The 19,613-nt window shown below is 70.9% G+C and carries 16 protein-coding genes; 7 read left to right on the forward strand and 9 right to left on the reverse strand.

Features of this window, described 5'->3' with window-relative positions:
* Window positions 1–114 precede the first annotated feature (114 nt).
* Window positions 115–1,512, forward strand: a complete 1,398-nt coding sequence (locus OG718_RS11580) for an amidase (RefSeq protein WP_328844077.1) — start codon at window positions 115–117, stop codon at window positions 1,510–1,512.
* Window positions 1,513–1,751: 239 nt separating this feature from the next.
* Here the strand turns inward: OG718_RS11580 and OG718_RS11585 are convergent, their stop codons facing one another.
* Both OG718_RS11585 and OG718_RS11590 read right to left on the reverse strand, forming a co-directional pair.
* Window positions 1,752–2,234: a GNAT family N-acetyltransferase gene (locus tag OG718_RS11585; protein WP_328844078.1), complete on the reverse strand. Its 483-nt coding sequence runs from the start codon at window positions 2,232–2,234 to the stop codon at window positions 1,752–1,754.
* 65 nt (window positions 2,235–2,299) lie between these two features.
* Window positions 2,300–2,470, reverse strand: a complete 171-nt coding sequence (locus tag OG718_RS11590) for a hypothetical protein (protein WP_186001079.1) — start codon at window positions 2,468–2,470, stop codon at window positions 2,300–2,302.
* Between the two features lie 393 nt (window positions 2,471–2,863).
* On the opposite strand from OG718_RS11590, the gene OG718_RS11595 reads away from it, so the two are divergent.
* From OG718_RS11595 to OG718_RS11610, 4 genes are all read left to right on the forward strand, one after another.
* Window positions 2,864–3,952, forward strand: coding sequence for an S-(hydroxymethyl)mycothiol dehydrogenase (locus OG718_RS11595; RefSeq protein ID WP_143634622.1), 1,089 nt, complete (start codon window positions 2,864–2,866; stop codon window positions 3,950–3,952).
* Window positions 3,952–4,581: an MBL fold metallo-hydrolase gene (locus OG718_RS11600; RefSeq protein WP_328844079.1), complete on the forward strand. Its 630-nt coding sequence runs from the start codon at window positions 3,952–3,954 to the stop codon at window positions 4,579–4,581. The genes OG718_RS11595 and OG718_RS11600 overlap by 1 nt, the downstream gene beginning before the upstream one ends.
* A 183-nt stretch (window positions 4,582–4,764) precedes the next feature.
* Window positions 4,765–5,220, forward strand: a complete 456-nt coding sequence (locus OG718_RS11605; protein ID WP_328847740.1) for an HD domain-containing protein — start codon at window positions 4,765–4,767, stop codon at window positions 5,218–5,220.
* Between the two features lie 87 nt (window positions 5,221–5,307).
* Window positions 5,308–6,123, forward strand: a complete 816-nt coding sequence (locus OG718_RS11610) for an SDR family oxidoreductase (RefSeq protein ID WP_143634618.1) — start codon at window positions 5,308–5,310, stop codon at window positions 6,121–6,123.
* 97 nt (window positions 6,124–6,220) lie between these two features.
* Here OG718_RS11610 and OG718_RS11615 read toward each other — a convergent pair whose 3' ends face one another.
* From OG718_RS11615 to OG718_RS11640, 6 genes are all read right to left on the reverse strand, one after another.
* On the reverse strand, window positions 6,221–7,717 hold the full coding sequence (locus tag OG718_RS11615; RefSeq protein ID WP_328844080.1) for an SDR family NAD(P)-dependent oxidoreductase: 1,497 nt from the start codon (window positions 7,715–7,717) through the stop codon (window positions 6,221–6,223).
* Between the two features lie 159 nt (window positions 7,718–7,876).
* Window positions 7,877–9,220, reverse strand: coding sequence for a wax ester/triacylglycerol synthase family O-acyltransferase (locus tag OG718_RS11620; RefSeq protein WP_143634614.1), 1,344 nt, complete (start codon window positions 9,218–9,220; stop codon window positions 7,877–7,879).
* Between the two features lie 165 nt (window positions 9,221–9,385).
* On the reverse strand, window positions 9,386–11,734 hold the full coding sequence (locus OG718_RS11625) for a GH92 family glycosyl hydrolase (protein ID WP_328844081.1): 2,349 nt from the start codon (window positions 11,732–11,734) through the stop codon (window positions 9,386–9,388).
* Between the two features lie 131 nt (window positions 11,735–11,865).
* Window positions 11,866–13,086 (reverse strand): glucose-1-phosphate adenylyltransferase, encoded by a 1,221-nt coding sequence (gene glgC, locus OG718_RS11630; RefSeq protein WP_143634610.1) that lies wholly within the window; start codon window positions 13,084–13,086, stop codon window positions 11,866–11,868.
* A gap of 93 nt (window positions 13,087–13,179) precedes the next feature.
* Window positions 13,180–14,340, reverse strand: coding sequence for a glycogen synthase (gene glgA, locus OG718_RS11635; RefSeq protein WP_143634608.1), 1,161 nt, complete (start codon window positions 14,338–14,340; stop codon window positions 13,180–13,182).
* Window positions 14,341–14,445: 105 nt separating this feature from the next.
* Entirely contained in the window at window positions 14,446–15,156 is a 711-nt protein-coding gene (locus OG718_RS11640; RefSeq protein ID WP_328844082.1) for a (2Fe-2S)-binding protein, read from the reverse strand.
* A 243-nt stretch (window positions 15,157–15,399) separates the two neighbouring features.
* On the opposite strand from OG718_RS11640, the gene OG718_RS11645 reads away from it, so the two are divergent.
* Entirely contained in the window at window positions 15,400–16,689 is a 1,290-nt protein-coding gene (locus tag OG718_RS11645) for a DMT family transporter (protein ID WP_328844083.1), read from the forward strand.
* Here the strand turns inward: OG718_RS11645 and OG718_RS11650 are convergent.
* Window positions 16,679–17,845 (reverse strand): transglycosylase family protein, encoded by a 1,167-nt coding sequence (locus tag OG718_RS11650; protein WP_143634605.1) that lies wholly within the window; start codon window positions 17,843–17,845, stop codon window positions 16,679–16,681. The genes OG718_RS11645 and OG718_RS11650 overlap by 11 nt on opposite strands.
* 317 nt (window positions 17,846–18,162) lie before the next feature.
* Between OG718_RS11650 and gndA the strand changes: the two genes are divergently transcribed.
* Window positions 18,163–19,602, forward strand: coding sequence for an NADP-dependent phosphogluconate dehydrogenase (gene gndA / locus OG718_RS11655; protein WP_143634603.1), 1,440 nt, complete (start codon window positions 18,163–18,165; stop codon window positions 19,600–19,602).
* Window positions 19,603–19,613 lie beyond the last annotated feature (11 nt).

Below are 19,613 nucleotides of genomic sequence, written 5' to 3' on the forward strand. Positions count from 1 at the left end.
AGCGGAGCGAATGTCCAAGCGCGGCGGCTCTCGACGGGATGCCCCACGCCGGGGCACAGTGCTCCTCGTACTCGCTTGTACTCACCGGTAATCACACGCCCCCGAGGAGCCATCGTGACCAGCTGGGCCGGCCGGACCGCCGCCGAGATCGCCGCCGCCGTACGCGAGAAGCGGGTCACGCCCCGTGAGGTGGTGGCCGAGCACCTCGCCCGGATCGAGCTGCTCGACGCCCGCGTGGGTGCCTTCCGCACGCTGCGCGCGACTGCGGCGCTCGCCGAGGCGGACGAGGTGGCGGCCCGCGCCGACCTGGCCGAACTTCCCCTCGCGGGCGTGCCGGTGGCCGTCAAGGACAATCTGGCCGTACGCGGCGAGTCCACCCGCAACGGCACCGCCGCGAGCCCGGACACTCCGGCCGACGAGGATCATGTCACCGTGGCGCGGCTGCGGGCGGCGGGCGCGGTAGTGGTGGGGCTGACGAACTGCCCGGAACTCTGCGTCTTCGGCACCACGGAGGGCGTGCACGGCACGGCCCGTAACCCGTGGGACACCACGCGCACGGCGGGCGGCTCGTCCGGTGGCAGCGCGGCCGCGGTCGCCGCCGGCATGGTGCCCATCGCGCTCGGCAACGACGGCATGGGGTCGCTGCGCATACCCGCCGCCAACTGTGGGCTGATCGGGCTGAAGCCGGGGCATGGCGTCGTCCCTGCGGGGATCGGCCACGGTGACTGGTTCGGGATGTCCGAGAACGGGCCGCTGGCGACGACGGTCGAGGACGCGCGGCTGATGTTCTCCGTCCTGGCCGGAACGGAAGCCGGTGCGGAGGCCGGGGCGGGTGGCGCGACGGATGGCGTACGGGCCGAGGGGCCCGTCACCCGGACGGTCGCCGTCTCCGTGCGGAGTCCTCTGGTGGGGGTTACCGTCAGCCGCCCCTACGCCGACGCGGCGCGTGAGGCGGGCGAGTTGCTGGCGGGAGCGGGGCATCGGGTCCGGCGGGCGGATCCGCCGTATCCCGTGTGGCTGGGGACGACCTCGCTCGCTCACTGGACCGCGGGGACGGCGGTGGATGCGGAGGGGCTCGATCCGCGGCGGCTGGCTCGGCGGACTCGGGTGCACGCGGCCCTGGGGCGGCGTTTTGTGGGATCGGTGCGGGGTGGGGTGCGGCGGGAGCAGTTGCGGGAGCGGTTCGAGCCGTTCTTCGCGGAACACGAGGTGCTGCTCACGCCCGCCCTTGCTCGGCGGGGGCCCGCCGCGGCGGAGTGGCACCGACGGGGGTGGCTGCGGAATGTGCTGGTCAACACGAACTATTCGCCGTTGACGCCGCCGTGGAATCTGACGGGGTGGCCTGCGATGGCTGTGCCCTTCGGGACGCTGGCGTCGGGGGTGCCGGGTGCTGTCCAACTGGTGGGGCGGCCTGGGAGCGAGGCGGTGCTGTTGGAGTTGGCGGGGCAGTTGGAGGAGTTGCGGCCGTGGACGCGGACGGCTCCGCTGGGGGGTTCGGGGGAAGGGCTGTAGGTCGGCTGCGGGTGCGTGGGGGCTGGTCGCGCAGTTCCCCGCGCCCCTAATGACGGCAGTTGCCCGTGGCCCGCATGAGAAACGTATGGCCCGCGCCCCTATAAAGACGGCGGTAGCCCGCGTCCCGCATGAGAAGGGTGCTGCCCTTGCGCGGCGCGAGAAGGGTGCCGCCCTCAGCTCTCAAAGTCGGTGGCCGCCCTCGGCCCTGAAGACGGGCGGCAGCCCATGGCCCTGACCGGTCAGAGGGCCCGGTGCATGACGTGCAAGCCCACTCTGCCGTGGGTCGGGTGGGTGTAGGCGTCCGGGACTGTGCCCAGGATGGTGAAGCCCAGGGAGAGCCAGAGCTTGACGGCGGGGTTGGTTTCGACGACCGCGTTGAAGACCATCGCTCCGTAGCCGTCGGCCTTGGCCGTCTCCAGGACGTGGTTGGCCAGGGCTCGGCCGATGCCCCGGCCCGAGTGGGCCGGGTCGACCATGAAGCCGGCGTTGGCGATGTGGGAGGCGGGGCCGCCGTAGTTGGGAGTGACGTAGGCGGAGCCGACCACCGCTCCGGTGGCGTCCTCGGCGACGTACACGCGCTTGCCCGGGGCCATCCACAGGGCACGGGCGTCCTCTTCGGACGTGTCCGGGTCCCAGGCGTAGGTCTCGGCGGCGGCGACGATGCGGTGCCAGAAAGGCCAGATCCGCGGCCAGTCACCGGCCGCGGCTTCTCTGATCAGCATGGACGTGAGTCTGGCACGCCCATGCCGATCAGCGATCGTGCGGGTCCCTCGGTGGACCTGGGCGGTCAGTCCACGCTCGGCAGGATGTGGGGCTCGGCGAGGTCGTCCTCGTAGCCCGCCAGGCGGATGGGTGCGGACCTGGCCCACACGTCCAGACTGCCGAGCTTCTCGGCCCGGCCTGCGTGCTCCGTACGGTCCTTGGGGCCCTGATCGAGATTTGTCTTCTCCGGTGTCACCGCGCACTCCTTATGTGTCGGGTCACCCTCGGGGCGTGCAGGACCAATCTGCTACCGGTCGCCTGACGCCCGCTCGGGTTTGAGTAGAGGCCGTTCCGACGCGGTGGCGCCTGTCAACTCGACTGAGAGCAGGCCGTGGTGGCTGGCTTGTCCCGGGACGGACCGTGGGTGTGGGTGGGACCCAAATAAGCTGTCCGTCCCGTACAGGGTAACCAAATGAGCGGGCGCCCGCTCGATGGGGCTGAAAACAAGGTGTAACCGTCTGAAGTCTTTCAGGGTCCGTTCGGGCCCCGGTTGGGCGTGTTTCACTCGGTTGTCCACAGGCACGGATCCACTCGTCCGGCCCTGTGCCAACATGATCAACGCCTCATTGTCCACGCGAAGGAGCCAGACATGGCCGCCCAGCAGGTACGCGGTGTCATCGCCCCCGGTAAGAACGAACCGGTGGAGATCCGGACGATTCTCATCCCGGACCCGGGTCCCGGCGAGGCTGTCGTGAAGGTGCAGGCCTGCGGGGTCTGTCACACCGACCTGCACTACAAGCAGGGCGGTATCAGCGACGACTACCCCTTCCTTCTCGGCCACGAGGCGGCCGGTGTGGTGGAGGCGGTCGGCGAGGGCGTCACCGACGTGGCGCCCGGTGACTTCGTCGTCCTCAACTGGCGTGCGGTGTGCGGCCAGTGCCGCGCCTGTCTGCGCGGCCGCCCCTGGTACTGCTTCAACACGCACAACGCCAAGCAGAAGATGACCCTGGAGGACGGCACGGAGCTGTCCCCCGCCCTGGGCATCGGCGCCTTCGCAGAGAAGACCCTGGTCGCGGCCGGCCAGTGCACCAAGGTCGACCCGTCCGTGTCCCCCGCGGTCGCGGGCCTCCTCGGCTGCGGCGTGATGGCCGGCATCGGCGCCGCCATCAACACCGGCAACGTGGGCCGTGGCGATTCGGTGGCCGTCATCGGCTGCGGCGGCGTCGGGGACGCGGCGATCGCCGGTGCGAACCTCGCCGGTGCCGCGCGGATCATCGCCGTCGACATCGACGACCGGAAGCTGGAGAAGGCCCGCACCATGGGCGCCACCCACACGGTCAACTCCAAGGAGACGGACCCCGTCGAGGCGATCCGCGAGCTGACCGGCGGCTTCGGCGCCGATGTCGTCATCGAGGCGGTCGGCCGCCCCGAGACGTACAAGCAGGCGTTCTACGCCCGGGATCTCGCGGGCACGGTGGTCCTGGTCGGTGTGCCGACACCGGAGATGAAGCTGGAGCTGCCCCTGCTGGACGTCTTCGGCCGCGGCGGCGCCCTCAAGTCGTCGTGGTACGGCGACTGCCTTCCCTCGCGCGACTTCCCGATGCTGATCGACCTCCACCAGCAGGGGCGCCTCGACCTGGCGGCCTTCGTGACGGAGACCATCGAACTGGACGCGGTGGAGCAGGCCTTCGACCGCATGCACCAGGGCGACGTCCTGCGCTCGGTGGTGATGCTGTGATGGCCGCCCGTATCGAGCACCTGGTTACGTCGGGCACGTTCAGCCTGGACGGCGGCACCTGGGACGTCGACAACAACGTCTGGATCGTGGGTGACGACTCGGAGGCGGTGGTCGTCGACGCGGCGCACGACGCCGACGCCATCGCCGAGGCGCTCGGCGACCGCACACTGCGGGCCATCGTCTGCACCCACGCCCACAACGACCACATCGACGCGGCCCCCGCCCTCGCGGCCCGCACCGGCGCTCCGATCCTGCTCCACCCGGACGACCTCCCCCTGTGGAAGCAGACCCACCCGGACCGCCTGCCGGACGGGGAACTCGCCGACGGGCAGCAGCTCTCCGTCGCGGGCGTGGAGCTGACCGTCCTGCACACACCGGGGCACGCGCCGGGGGCCGTGTGCCTGTACGCCCCGGAGCTGGGCACGGTCTTCACCGGGGACACCCTGTTCCAGGGCGGCCCGGGCGCGACGGGCCGGTCGTTCTCCCACTTCCCGACGATCGTCGAGTCGATCCGGACCCGGCTCCTCGCCCTGCCCCCGGAGACGATGGTCCGTACGGGCCACGGCGACTCGACGACGGTCGGCGCCGAGACCCCGCACCTTCAGGAGTGGATCGACCGAGGGCACTGAGCCGAGGCCGCCGGGAAGGCGCTGCCCGCCCCGGGAACCGTGGCCCGGGGCGGGAGGAGCGGGGCGGGGCATCCCAGCGCATTCCACGGCTCGCAGTTCAGTTCCCGTTGGTTCGGTCGAAAGCTGGCCATGATCTGCTGACGCGTGGCAACGGCCTTTCTCGCCCGCAGGGAGGACTGGCGCATGGAGCTGCGCAGTGTCGAAGAGCTGATGGATCTGCTGCACGCCTGCCGAGGGTCCCGGAACACCGCCGGCCACGGCGGCGCCCCGGTCGATCTCCACGACCACGCGCTGCAGACCGCGGCGCTGCTGCGTCGAAGTCGCCCCGCCGACAAGGAACTCCAGGTGGCGGGCCTGGTGCATGTCATCGGGCAGCTGTTGCGGCCCGGTGATGTCGCGGGGCACGCGGAGCACGCGGCCGACACGGTCCGCCCGCTGCTCGGCGAACGCGTCGCCCGCCTCGTACGGCTCCACAGGGACGGGTGGGAGGACGACCCGGTCATGGAGGACGTCCAGATCCTGCGGCAGGCGGACGAAGCCTCGTGGGCGTCCGGCCTCGACGCCGGGGTCCTGGAGGACTGGCGCACGGTCCTGGAGCTGGTCTCGGCACGTCACGCACGTCCCAGGACCGTCGGCTGACGACCACACGCCCACCGCGGGAGCACGGTCCGACGAGGGCCTGACGTGGGCCTGTTGACTGACGGTCCGTCATGAGACCGTACGCGGATGACGCCGTCGTACGGACTTCAGGGCAGGGTCGCCGTCGTCACCGGGGCCTCGCGTGGGATCGGGCTGGCCGTCGCCGAGGGGCTCGTGGCCGCGGGGGCACGGGTGTGTGTCACGGGTCGGGACGCCGAGGGCGTGCGCCGGGCCGCCGCGGAGCTGGGTGCCGTGGGGATCGCGGGCACCGTCGCCGATCCGGCGCACCTGCGCGAGCTGACCGAGCTGGCGATGGACGCGTTCGGCCGCATCGACATCGTGGTGAACAACGCGGCGACCAACCAGCCCTACGGCCCGCTCATGGACGCCGACCCGGACCTCTGGCGCGAGGCGTTCACGGTCAACGTCGAGGCACCGCTGCGGCTGGTCCAGTACGCGTGGCGGGCCTGGATGGCCGACCACGGTGGCTCGGTGGTCAACATCTGCACCGAGGGCGCGACGCATGTCGGTCCGAACGTGGGCGCGTACGGCACGAGCAAGGCGGCTCTGCTCCACCTCACTCAGCAACTCGCGGGCGAACTGGCCCCCGGGGTCCGGGTCAACTCGGTCTCCCCCGGCCTCGTCCGCACCGAGATGGCCCGCTTCGTATGGGAACAGGCCGAGGACGAACTCGCGGCCGGCCTCCCACTGGGCCGCATCGGCGAACCGGAGGACATCGCCCGCGCCGTGGTCTGGCTGGCCTCGGACGCGGCGGAGTGGATCACAGGGACGGACCTGCTGGTGGACGGCGGAACGAGAGTGCGCGCAGCACACACGGCGACGCCGTACGCCGTGCACGACCGCCTACGCTCACAGACCCCGGGCGACCGGAACGCCCCTTAGGGGGCGCGGGGAACTGCGCGACAAGCCACAGCCGACCCGCAGCCCCCTCACACCCTCAGAGCGCACCACCTGGGCCCCGCGCAGCGGCCCCCGGCGACTACCACTTGCCCGGGGCGTAATCCTTCAAGAAGACCCCGAACAGGTCCTCGCCCTGTTCCCCCCGCACGATCGGGTCGTACACCCGAGCCGCCCCGTCGATCAGATCGAGCGGCGCGTGAAAGCCCGCGTCCGCGAGCCGCATCTTGTCCGGATGCGGCCGCTCATCGGTGATCCACCCGGTGTCGACGGCGGTCATCAGGATGCGGTCCTTCTCGAACATCTCCTGGGCACTGGTGCGCGTGAGCATGTTGAGCGCGGCCTTGGCCATGTTGGTGTGCGGGTGCCCCGCACCCTTGTAGCCGCGGTTGAAGACGCCCTCCATGGCGGAGACGTTCACGATGTACGTCCGGTCGGCCCCTGCGGCCGCCATGGCCGCACGCAGCCGGCTGATGAGGATGAACGGCGCGGTGGAGTTGCAGAGCTGGACCTCCAGCAGCTCGACCGGCGTGACCTCCTCGACGGCCTGGATCCAGCTGTTGGTGTCGTGCAGGTCGGGCACGAGGCCGCCCGCGTCGATGGCCGTACCGGCCGCGATCCGCTCCAGGGAGGCCGAGCCGGAGATGAGCGCGAGGCCGGTGACGTCCTCGGCGGTCAGCGCGCCACCCCCGGCGACCGGAAGCGCGGACACCGCTCCGGAGCCGAAGGTGCCGATCACCTCGGCGGGCGGCAGTTCACCGGCGGGCAGCGGCCCCGACTCGGCGGCGAGCAGTTCGCTGTAGGCCCCCGGGGAGCGGCGTACGGTCTGGGCGGCGTTGTTGATCAGGATGTCGAGCGGGCCCTCGGCGGTGACCGAGTCGGCGAGCGCGACGACCTGGGCGGGGTCGCGCAGGTCGATGCCGACGATCTTCAGGCGGCCGATCCACTCGTCGCTGTCGGGCATGGCCTTGAAGCGGCGGATGGCGTCGTTCGGGAAGCGCGTGGTGATCGTGGTGTGCGCGCCGTCCCGGAGCAGCCGGAGGGCGATGTACATGCCGATCTTGGCGCGGCCGCCGGTGAGCAGAGCGCGCTTGCCGGTGAGGTCGGCGCGGGCGTCGCGGCGGGTGCGGTTCTCGGCGGCGCAGTTCTGGCAGAGCTGGTGGTAGAAGTAGTCGACCTCGACGTACCGCGCCTTGCAGATGTAGCAGGAGCGGGGGCGCTGGAGTATCCCCGCGATCTGGCCCTCGTCCGTCACCGACGACGGCAGGATGCCCTCGGTCTCGTCGTCGATGCGCTGGGCGGAGCCGGTGGCCGTGGACTCGGTGACCGCCTTGTCGTGGGCGGTCTTGGCGGCCCGGCGCTCCTGGCGGCGGCGCTGCTTGACCGTGCGGTAGACGCCCGCGGTGGCGCGGCGCACGGCGACGGCGTCGGGGTGGTCGACCTCGATCTTCTCGAGTTCGTCGAGCACGCTGAGGCAGACGGCCAGCCGCTCCGGGTCGATACCGGGACCGTACGAGCCCTCCGGAGCCATAGCCGTGTCCACGGCGGGGGCCGCCGGGCTGTCCTCTGTCACCGTCATCGCCGTTGCCGTTTCTGGGGTTCCGCGCCGCGCTCGAACCGCGCTCGCTTTCGAAGGCGGAATTTTACGGAGTCCAGGGCAAAGGCACCAAACCCGAGATGATCACCGGTCTCTTCCGGGGCCCGTGGCGGGCGGTCCACGGGCCCCGGAAGCGGCGTCTCAGGGCATGCAGGCGGCGAGCAGTTCCTCCACCTCGGCGGTCAGCGCCTTGGCGAACCGGTCGAGGTCCGGCACGGCCTCCGCGTCGGCGACGAGACCGTAGTGGACCCTCCCGCGGAAGGTGGAGACCGCGACCGCGAGGGACTGTCCGCGGGCCAGCGGCGCGAGGGGATAGACCTCGGTGAGCGGGCAGCCGCCGAGCTTCATGCCGAGGCTGGGCAGCGGGACGCTGGTGACCAGGATGTCGAAGAGCAGCCGGGCGGCCTGGCCGACGACGGGCCCGCCGAGCCGGTGGCCGAGCGCCGGTACGTGGTCGGCGAGCAGTGCGACGGCGCCCGCGCCCCGGTTGGGGCCCGCGTCCTTGTTGCGGTTCATGGCCGTACGGACCGTGTCGAGCCGTCCGAGCGGGTCCGGGTCGTCGACGGGAAGCCGTATCAAGTAGCCGGAGAGCCGGTTGCCCTGCGGGTGGGCGGTGCGGGGGCGGCGCCGCGAGACGGGGATCAGGGCCCGGGGCGCAACGCCCTCGCTGCCGTCGCCGCGCTCGTCGAGCCAGCGGCGCAGGGCTCCGGCGACGACGGCGATCAGCACGTCGTTGACGGTGCCGCCCGCGCTCTTGCGGATCGTGTGGATCTCGTCGAGGTCCACGTTCACGCCCGCGACACGGCGGGTGCCGGTCGGCTCGGAGACGAGGGCGGAGGAGGACCGTACGCCCCAGGTGGCGCGGGCCACGGAGGCGCCGATGTCGAGGGCCCGGCCCACGTCGGAGAGCGTGCCGCGGACGAGTCCGGGCAGCTTGCGCACGTCGGGGAGTAAGCCGCGCGAGGCCTCCTTGGGGCGGGGGCGGGGCGTCGGCATGTCCATGGGGTCCATGAGTGCCGCGGCAAGGGTCAGTGCCCGCAGTCCGTCGGCCAGCGCGTGGTGGAACTTGAAGAGCACGGCGAACGAGGTGCCGTCCACACCGGGCACGACGTGGGCCTCCCACGGGGGCTTTCCGCGCTCCAGGGGGCGTTGCATGATCGCGCCCGCGGCGGCGTGGAAGTCCGCGACGGGTGCGTGCAGCCGGATGTGGTCGAAGGGCTCGAAGTCGGGCGCGGGTTCGCGGGTCGCTCCGCCGAAGGCGAAGGCCAGCGGCTGCCGCAGGTCGAGCGGCTGCCAGATGTCGCGGATCCGCATCCGCAGCCCGGGGACGCCGGCGGCGCGGGCCGCGAGGAGGTCGGCCGCGTGCGGGGCCGCGGCGGGTGAGTTGGCCGCGAAGATCCCGAGGGCCCCGAGGTGCATCGGGTGCTCCGCGGACTCGATGTTCCAGAACGCCAGGTCGAGAGGTGCGAGAAGGTCAGAGGTCAATGGCTTGGCTCTCGCGTCGACGACGGGTGAGCCAGCAGTCAATCCCGCGCAGGCGATTACGGTCAAGTACGATCAAGCTACGCTCAGTTAACAGCAGATTAAGTCCCGCCACCAATGGCGGTGGCGGGACTCGTGTGGCCTATGAGGTCAGGTCAGTGGGCGAAGTCACTTCAGGACGGGCGGCGCGGCGTCCGGGGCCGTACCCCAGTCGGACGGCTTCCCGCCCACGGTGAAGGCGAGCTCACGGATGCCGCGCAGCTCACCGGTCGTCAGGTACGTACGGTCGTGTGCGGCCCCGTCACCATGTACCGACCGGATGTACCGGCGCCCGTCGGAGACGTCCGGCCCTGCCGTCACGGTCAGCGCGCCGAGCGGGTGGTAGCGGCGGTCGAGGGCCAGGTCGACCCGTTCGAAGACCGGTGTGGACAGGCCCCAGGTGTCGAATCCGGGCTGTACCGGGAAGATGCCGATCGACGACAGGACGTGCCAGGCGGACATGGTCCCCAGGTCGTCGTTGCCGGTCATGCCGGTCGGCGCGTCCGTGAAGAGCGTCAGTGCGGCGTGCACCACGTCGGTGGTCTTCCAGGGCGTGCCGGTCGACAGATAGGTGTAGGGGGCGATCAGGTCGGGCTCGTTCTGGGGGTTGTACTTGTCGGCGTTGTAGTAGGCGTACGGCCCGTTGACCCACACCTCGCGTGCCGTCCTCGCGGGGTCCTTCATCAGCCGGTCGTACGCGAAGAACGCGTCGAGCCGGTCGTTCGCGGCCTGTCTGCCGCCGATCAGGTCGATCATCCCGGACAGGTCCTGCGGAACCAGCCACTGGTACTGCCAGGACGTGCCCTCGTGGAATCCCTCGGTCCGGGCCGGATCGGTCGCCCCCGTGAAGGCGCCCGAGGCGTCCCGCGCCCGGAAGAAGCCGGTCGAGGGGTCGAAGATCCGCCGGTAGTTCTGTGCGCGGGCGGCGTACCGCTCGGCGTCCGCCTCGTGCCCGAGATCCCGTGCCATCTGGGCGAGCATCGCGTCGGACAGGGCGTACTCCAGCGTCGCGGACGCCCCGTGGTCGTAGTCCGAGTCACCGGGCTTGGCGTGCGGGCGGCCCTTGAGGCGGGGCACGAATCCGTCGGCGATGTACTCCTTGTTGCCCTCCCGGCCGAGCGCGGGCGAGTCGGCGGGCGGCACCCCGTCGGCGTTCTTCCTGAGCGCCCGGTAGGTCCGCTCCTCGTGCCCCTCCAGCAGACCCTGCTGGTAGGCGTTGGTGAGGAACGGGGTGACCGGGTCACCGGTCATGATGTTCGTCTCGACCGTCCCGTAGCCCCACTTGGGCAGCCAGCCGCCCTCCTCGTCGATCTTCAGGACGGACAGCGCCATGTCACGCGACTCACGCGGCGCGAGCAGGGCCAGGAGCTGTGCCTGGGTGCGGTACGTGTCCCAGAGCGACCAGTTCTGGTAGTAGGTGAACCCCTTCTCACGGTGGATCTTCCTGTCCCAGCCGGTGTAGCGGCCGTCCGCGTCGCTGCCGATGTTCGGGGCGAGGAAGGAGCGGTAGAGAGAGGAGTAGAAGGTCCGCCGGAGCGTGTCCTCGCCGCCTCGCACCCGTACGTCGTCGAGCCGGTCCTCCCAGGCCCGCCGCGCCGAGTCCCGGACGCTGTCGAAGGAGCGGCCTCCTTCGGAGCGGAGGTTCACGGCCGCTCCGCGTGCGTCCACGTACGACAGCGCGGTGGTCGCCTCGACCGTGCGGTCCTTGGTCGTGTCGAAGCGGAGGTACGCGCCGGTGCGGCCCGTGCCGGTCGAGCGGGTCGAGCCCTCGGTGACCGTGTCGCCCTGCCAGGTGCCGGAGGTGGTGAACGGCCGGTCGAAGCGGGTGAGGGTGTGGACGGTGTAGGGCCCTGTGGCCCGGCAGAAGCCGCTGCCGGTGATCGTGCTGCGTACGGTGCGGTCGTCCAGGATCTCGATCGTCGTGGAGACCGTCTTGTGCAGCGACTGGCCGGCGTTCAGGAGGACGTTCGCCTTGTCCGTGGCCGGAAAGGTGTAGCGCTGCACACCGGTGCGCGCGGTGGCGGTCAGTTCTGCGTCGATGCCGCTCTTCAGGCCTACCTCGTAGTGGCCGGGGCTCGCCTTCTCGGAGTCGTGGCCGAACTCTGCGGCGTACTTCGCGTAGTCGGTCTGTGCGACGTCACCCGTCGTCGGCAGGACCGGCAGATCCCCGCCGAGGCGGCAGCCGACACCGGACAGGTGCACGAGGGAGAAGCCGCGAATGTGACGCTGCGAGTAGTCGTAGCCGGTGTTGTGCCCGGTGTCCGGGGACAGCTGCACCATGCCGAAGGGCACGGCGGCGCCCGGGAAGGTGTTGCCCTCGTTCTGGGTGCCGATGAACGGGTTGACCAGCTCGGTGAGCCGGTCCTCCCCCGGCTCGGCGGCCCGTACGGCGGGAGCGGTGAGCCCGCCGCCCAGCCCGAGCAGGGCGGCAGCGATCACCGCTGCCGTACGCGGGCGCGGGCGTCCGGTCCATCTCATACGCAGGTCCTCCGTGTCGGGCTTGATCACCGTGCGGTCGTACTTATGAGACCGCTCGGCCCGCCCGTCACCTCGGACCTGCCGGGGTGGGCCGCGCCATTGCCACCCCGGCAGCCCAACGTGCCCGGCCGCTACGACACGTGCTGGCCCTTCCCCAGCCCGATCACACCGCCCTTGGAGACCGTGTAGAGCTCCTGGTCCCGCTCCGGGTTGACGCCGATCGTCGCTCCCGGGGGCACCTGTACGTTCTTGTCGAGGACCGCGCCGCGCACGACAGCGCCCCGCCCGATGTGCACGTTGTCGTGCAGCACCGAGCCCTGGACGACCGCGCCCGGGTCGACGACGACGCCCGGCGAGAGGACCGAACGGGTGACCTGGCCGCGGATCAGGCAGCCCGCGCTGATGATGGACTCGCTCGCGATACCGCCGGCGTTGAAGCGGGCCGGCGACAGCTGGCCCGAATGGGTGTAGATGGGCCAGCTGCGGTTGTAGAGGTTGAAGGCGGGCCGCTCGGCGATCAGGTCCATGTGGGCGTCGTAGTACGCGTCGAGGGTCCCGACGTCACGCCAGTAGCCCTGGTCGCGGACCGTCTCGCCGGGCACGTGGTTCTGGCTGAAGTCGTACAGCTGGGCCTCGCCCCGGTCGGTGAGCGTCGGCAGGATCGAACCGCCCATGTCGTGCACGGAGTTCTCGTCCTCGGCGTCCCGGTGCAGCGCCTCCACCAGCGTCTTGGTGGTGAAGATGTAGTTGCCCATGGAGGCGAAGACGCACTCCGGGTCGTCCGGGAGACCCGGCGGGTCGGCCGGCTTCTCCAGGAAGCCCCGGACGCTCTGGCCGTCCGTCCCGGGAGAGATGACTCCGAAGGCCGACGATTCGGCCCGGGGCACGCGGATGCCCGCGACGGTCACTCCCGCACCGCTCTCGATGTGCTGGGTCAGCATCTGCCGCGGGTCCATGCGGTAGACGTGGTCGGCGCCGAACACCGCGATGTAGTCGGGCTGTTCGTCGTGCACGAGGTTCAGCGACTGCAGGAGCGCGTCGGCACTGCCCAGGTACCAGCGCGGGCCGAGCCGCTGCTGGGCCGGGACCGGCGTCACGTAGTTGCCCAGAAGGCTGGACATCCGCCAGGTCGTGGTGATGTGCCGGTCGAGCGAGTGCGACTTGTACTGCGTCAGGACACAGATGCGCAGGATGTCGGCGTTGACGAGATTGGAGAGTACGAAATCCACCAGGCGATACGTTCCGCCAAAAGTAACCGCGGGTTTCGCACGGTCGGCGGTCAGGGGCATCAACCGCTTGCCCTCACCACCCGCCAGTACGATTCCCAGCACCGAAGGTCCACCGCGTCGCATGCCGCCGCCCCTCTACCGCCCGGTTCGGGCCACGTTCTTGAACTACACCTGCCGGAGGACTACCCCCGTGGACGGGCGATCCGCACCCGCTGACTACTCCTGTTTGAGGATTTCCTCGTACAGCTGGACGGTCCGCCGGGCCACCGCGTCCCATCCGAACTCCCGCACCGCCCGCTCCCGCCCCGCCTCGCCCATGCGCCGGGCGGCCTGCGGATCGGCGAGCAGAGAGTCGAGGGCACGTGCCAGCTGCGCGACGTTCTCCTCGGCGGACTCCTCGACGGACACCAGCAGCCCGGTCTCGCCGTCCGCGACGACCTCGGGAATCCCGCCCACCCGCGAGGCCACGACGGCCGTGCCGCAGGCCATCGCCTCCAGGTTGACGATGCCCAGGGGCTCGTACACCGAGGGGCAGACGAACACGGCCGCATGGGTGAGGAGTTGGATCACGTCCGGACGCGGCAGCATCTGCGGGATCCAGTGCACACCCTCGCGGACGCCGCTGAGCTCCTGGAACAGCTCGCGGAACTCCTGATCGATCTCCGGTGTGTCCGGGGCTCCCGCGCACAGCACGACCTGTGCGGCCGGGTCGATGTCCCGTACCGCGCGCAGCAGCTGGGGCACGCCCTTCTGGCGGGTGATGCGGCCGACGAACAGAACGTACGGGCGGGCGAGGTCGAGGCCGATGCGGTCGATCACGTCCGTGCCATGGTCCGGCGTGTAGAGGGAGGTGTCGATGCCGTTGTGCACGACGCGCACCTTCGCCGGGTCCAGGGACGGGTAGCAGCCGAGGATGTCCTCGCGCATGGCCGTGGAGACGGCGATCACGGCGTCCGCGGCTTCTATGGCGCTGCGCTCGGCCCAGCTGGAGAGGGCGTAGCCGCCGCCGAGCTGCTCGGCCTTCCAGGGGCGCAGCGGCTCCAGGGAGTGGGCGGTCATGATGTGCGGGATGCCGTAGAGCAGCTTCGCCATGTGGCCGGCGAGGTTGGCGTACCAGGTGTGCGAGTGGACGAGTTCGCGGCCTTCGAGGGCGGCGGCGATGGAGAGGTCCACGGAGAAGGTGCGCAGCGCGTCGTTCGCGCCGTCGAGCGTGGGCCAGGGCCGGTGTCGTACGACCCCGCCCGCGGCGCCCTCGCCCCAGCAGTGCACGTCCAGGTCGGTGAGGGGCCTCAACTCCCGGGCGAGGAACTCGACATGGACCCCCGCACCGCCGTACACGTCCGGCGGGTACTCCCGGGAAAGCAGTCCCACACGCACCCGGAACCCCCTGTCTCAGCGGCTGGTTCCCACATGGTCACCCAGAAGTGGCTCTTGGGGAAGACCGCGAGGGAAGGCACACCTCACAGCTCGGCACCACGGTGCTCACAGGCGGCGCGGAGGACGTACGAAACAGCAGTCCCCGCACACTCCGCCACCGGGTACCCGGTAGTAGAGGCAGCAGCTGCGCCGGCGGAACGCCGTGCCGTTCAGCGTGCCGGTGTCCCGCAGGTCCGGGTGGTCGAAGAGTTCGGCGGCGAGTGAGCGGGCCCGGTCGCCCACCTCCGGTCGGCCGTTGGTGCGCGCCCAGCGGTCGAGTTCGCGTGCGGCTCCCGCGAGCGCGGAGGCCGCGTTGCCCCGCAGCAGTCCCGCGGACACGGGCTGCCGGGCCCGCAGCGCCCTCGCGAGCGGTTCGAGATGGCCGTCCTGTACGACCCGCCGGACGGTGGCCGCGTCGCCGGGCAGGGCGCGCGTCTCGGCCAGCCAGAGGTCGTCGGGCGCGCTGCCGTCCGCGTCCCAGTGCAGCAGCCGGGGGTCGAGGTCGGGAATCCGTCCATAGAGCGCGGCCGCGCCCAGGGCCACCGACCACAGCCGGGCGGCGAGTCCCTGCTGCGCCACCGAGACCCCGATACGCGTCTCGGGCGCGTCCAGCAGTCGCACGACCTTACGGACACGGAAAGTGAGCGGATCGGACTCGACGGTGACGCTCCGTGTCTCGTAGACCTCCGCGAGCGTCGGCAACGACGGCCGTCCCGTGCGCAGGGCGAAGAAACCTTCGAGAGAGGCCAGTCGATTGAGATCGGGATCGAGGTTCACGGAGACCAAGTACACCAAGGGGGCATAACGGAGCCACTAGGGGGGTTGTAGCCGGTGTCACCCGACCTGGGGAGGACTAGGCCCAAGACGTACTCCATCGGCAGTAGGACCCAATGACTGCTCAGGTACGACGACACGGGCGCTTTCAAAAGGGATCGTATTAACCATGGAAGCCGACCGATCGCCGCACCGGACTCCCCGCCTTCGGGAGAACGTCCGTCACATGCAGAGGAGGAGCGACACATGAACGCACTCGTGCTGTCTGTGCTGCTCTCTCTCGTCTCCGCCGTCGCGTACGCCGGCGGGGCGATCGTGCAGGAACGGGTCGCGGCGAACACGCCCGGCACCACCTACGCGCCCATGCACCAGCTCGCCTGGTGGATCGCGGTCGGCCTCAACGCCCTCGGCGGGCTGCTGCACGTCGTGGCGCTCGCCTACGGCCCGCTCAGCCTGGTCCAGCCGCTGGGCGCGCTGACCATCGTCTTCGCACTTCCCATGGCCGCCCTCTTCGTTCGCCGCAAGGCCGGGGCGACCGCCTGGCGCGGCGCGATCATGGCGACGGTCGGTCTGGCCGGTCTGCTCGCCCTGGTCGGCACGGCAGACTCGCAGTCCCTGAACAGCACCCAGCGCGTGGTGGTGGCCCTGGTCACCGGCGGCGCCGTGGTGGCCCTGATGATGGCCGCCCGTGCGGTGCACCGGCACCCGGCCGTGCGCAGCGTGCTGCTCGCGACCGCGGCGGGTGTCGCCTTCGGTATGTCGTCGGTGTTCACGAAGACGGTCGCGGTGGACTGGACGGGCGGCGTCTCGCTCGCCGATGTGCCGAGCCTCGCCGTGATCGGCGTCCTGGCGACCGCCGGAATGCTCCTGTCGCAGGCCTCCTACCGCGGCGCCGGACTCGCCGCGCCACTGGCCACGCTGACGGTCATCAACCCCATAGTGGCCGCCGCTGTCGGCATCACGATGTTCGGCGAGACGTTCCGCTACGGCGAGACGGGCACCGCCCTCGCGCTGGGCTGCGGGGTCGTCGCCGCGGGCGGCCTGATCCTGCTCACCACGGAGCGCATCAGCGGTTCGGAGCGTACGGCGCCGGTGTCCGTGCCTGCATCCGCTCCTGTGCCGGCAACGGCCGGAGCGATGGCGGACGCGGCCGTCAGGACCGAGCCGGGCCCGGCCGTCGAGCCGAGCCGCGCCGAGGAGCCCGCCGTTCCGCCCCGCCGTGCCCTGCCTGAGCAACTCGTCCCGGCGGAGCGGCTGGTGGTCTCCACGGGAGTACGGGACGCGGAAGCACGGGACCAGGAGCGTGCGCGGGAGGACGCTCTCGCGCACGCCGCCGGACTGTTCGCCTCCGCCGCGTCACGGCAGGACGCCCTGTTGCCGCCGCCCGGGTCCAACGGACCCCCGCCGCCCGGCGACACGCCGGACGACATCGAGGGCATCGGCGAACCGTCCTGGCCGAACGGCGGCTACTACGGCCTTCCCTTCCTGCCGTTGCTCCCCGCCCCGGTGGTGATCCGCTCCAGCGTCAAATCGTGACGCCACCGGCGCGAAGATAGGCGACCGGATCGACGTCGCTGCCGAAACCGGGCCCCGTCCGCACCTCGAAGTGCAGATGCGGGCCCGAGCTGTTGCCCGTGGAACCGGAGCGGCCGATGCGCTGGCCGCTCACCACGCTCTGCCCGGCCTTCACCGAGATCGCCGACAGATGGGCGTACTGGGTGTAGCGGCCGTCGCCGTGCCGGATCACCACCTGGTAGCCGAAGGAACCGCCCCAGCCCGCGGTCACGATGCTGCCCGCGCCGACCGACTTGACGGACGTACCGGTGGGCACCGGGAAGTCGACGCCCGTGTGGTAGCCCTTCGACCAGGAGGAACCGGCGGCGTGGTACGGCGTTCCCGTACCGGCGCTCACCGGGGCGGTGAGGCCGCGCGTGGTCGACTGGGTCTTCTTCTCCGACTTCTCCTCGACCTTTGCCTTGGCCTTTTCCTTCGGCTTCCTCGCCGTCTTCTCCGACGTGTCGGAGGCGGCTCCCGCGCCCGGCGACGCCTTCGGCTTCAGGCTCAGCCGCTGACCGGGAACGATCATGTCCGGGTCGGCGCCGACCGTCCTGCGGTTGGCGTCGTACAACTGCCGCCAGCCGCCCGGAACCTCGCGGGCGCCCGCAATGCCCGAGAGCGTGTCGCCGCGGACGACGGTGTACATCTCGGCGGTGCCGGCCTGTGACTGGGGCGTGGTCTGCGGCTGTACGTCGCGGACGGTGCGCTTGGACTTCTGGGCGGACGTCCCCGAGGGGTTGATGTCGGGGGTGTCGCCGCCGCGGGTGAGCCCCGCCCGCACCGAGCAGGTCGGCCAGGCGCCGGGGCCCTGGCCCTTGAGGACCTTCTCGGCCACGGCGATCTGCTGGTCCTTGGAGGCGAGGTCGGCCCGTGCCGCGTAGGCCCTGCCGCCGTACGCCTCCCACGTGGACTGGGTGAACTGCAGCCCGCCGTAGTAGCCGTTGCCGGTGTTGATCTTCCAGTTGTTGGTGGACTCGCAGGCGGCCACCTTGTTCCAGGTGTCCACGTCTGCCGCGTTCGCGACGCCGGTACCGATGAGCGGTATCGCCATCCCGGCGCCGCCCACCGTGACGGTGAGTGAGGCGCGGTTGATCCTGTTCGGCTGATACCGGCGGTGCCGGCCGCGTACGGCCATGAAGGTGCCCCCTCGACAAGCGTCAGGAGCGGCAAAAGTAAGCGCTCCTAACAGGCCATGACAAGGGGGCAATCGGCCGCCCTATCCCGCCAAGTGACCAGGAATCGACCTTCGTTCACGGCTGTCGACGTGTCTGCCCGGGGCAGATGTGACGGCGAAGTTCGTCCGGGCACTGAGGCGGGGGCGGCTCCGCTGCGTACACACCGTCGGAAAGTCAGGATGTGCGGTCGGCGAACCTGCAAGTCAGGATGGTCGGTGGGGCAAACTGGCAGGCAAGACCGGCACTACCGATTTCAGCACCTCTAGGAGCCAACCGTATGAGCACTTCAGCCCAGATCGGCGTCACGGGACTCGCGGTCATGGGGCGCAATCTCGCCCGTAACTTCGCGCGCAACGGATACGCGGTCGCCCTGCACAACCGGACGGCGGCGCGTACGCACGCGTTGGTGGAGGAGTTCGGCAGCGAGGGCACCTTTGTCGCGACGGAGACCGCCAAGGAGTTCGTCGCCGCGCTGGAACGCCCGCGCCGCCTTGTGATCATGGTGAAGGCCGGCGAGCCGACCGACGCGGTGATCCAGGAGTTCGCCCCGCTCCTGGAGCCCGGCGACATGATCATCGATGGTGGCAACGCCCACTTCGCGGACACCCGGCGCCGGGAGCGTGAACTGCGCGAGCAGGGCATCCACTTCGTCGGCGCGGGTATCTCCGGTGGCGAGGAGGGCGCGCTGCACGGCCCGAGCATCATGCCCGGCGGTCCGGTCGAGTCGTACGAGTCGCTCGGTCCGATGCTGGAGAAGATCTCCGCGAAGGCCGCCGACGGCGCGCCGTGTGTCACGCATGTCGGTCCCGACGGCGCCGGACACTTCGTGAAGATGGTGCACAACGGCATCGAGTACGCCGACATGCAGCTGATCGGCGAGGCGTACCAGCTGCTGCGTGACGTGGCGGGCTACTCCCCCGCGCAGATCGCCGACATCTTCCGCACCTGGAACACCGGGCGGCTCGACTCCTACCTGATCGAGATCACCGCCGAGGTCCTGTCGCACGTGGACGCGGCGACGGGCAAGGCCTTCGTGGACGTGGTGCAGGACCAGGCGGAGCAGAAGGGCACGGGGCGGTGGACCGTGCAGATCGCGCTCGACCTGGGCGTTCCCGTGTCGGGCATCGCCGAGGCCGTGTTCGCGCGGTCCCTGTCGGGTCACACCGAGCTGCGTGAGGCCTCGCGGGGGCTGGCCGGGCCCAAGGCCACGGCGCTGAGCGAGGCCGAGGCCGCGGCCTTCGCCGACCGGGTGGAGCAGGCGCTGTACGCGTCGAAGATCGTGTCCTACACGCAGGGCTTCCACGAGATCGCGGCCGGCAGCGCCGAGTACGACTGGAATGTCGACCTGGGTGCGGTCTCCGCGATCTGGCGCGGCGGGTGCATCATCCGGGCGGCCTTCCTCGACCGGATCCGGGCCGCGTACGACACGCGGGCCGACCTCCCGAGCCTGCTGGCCGACGAGACGTTCGCGCAGGAGATCGCGGCGGCGCAGGACGACTGGCGGGCCGTGCTCGTCTCCGCCGTGCAGCAGGGGGTGCCCACGCCCGGGTTCGCCGCGGCGCTGGCGTACTACGACGCATTGCGTGCGGAGCGGTTGCCTGCGGCGCTCACTCAGGGGCAGCGGGACTTCTTCGGTGCGCACACCTACCGGCGGACCGACCGGGAGGGGTCGTTCCACACGCTGTGGGGCGGGGACCGGTCCGAGGTTGCGGGCTAGGCGCTCCGCGC

This window comes from Streptomyces sp. NBC_00258 (assembly GCF_036182465.1).
Classification (GTDB): domain Bacteria; phylum Actinomycetota; class Actinomycetes; order Streptomycetales; family Streptomycetaceae; genus Streptomyces.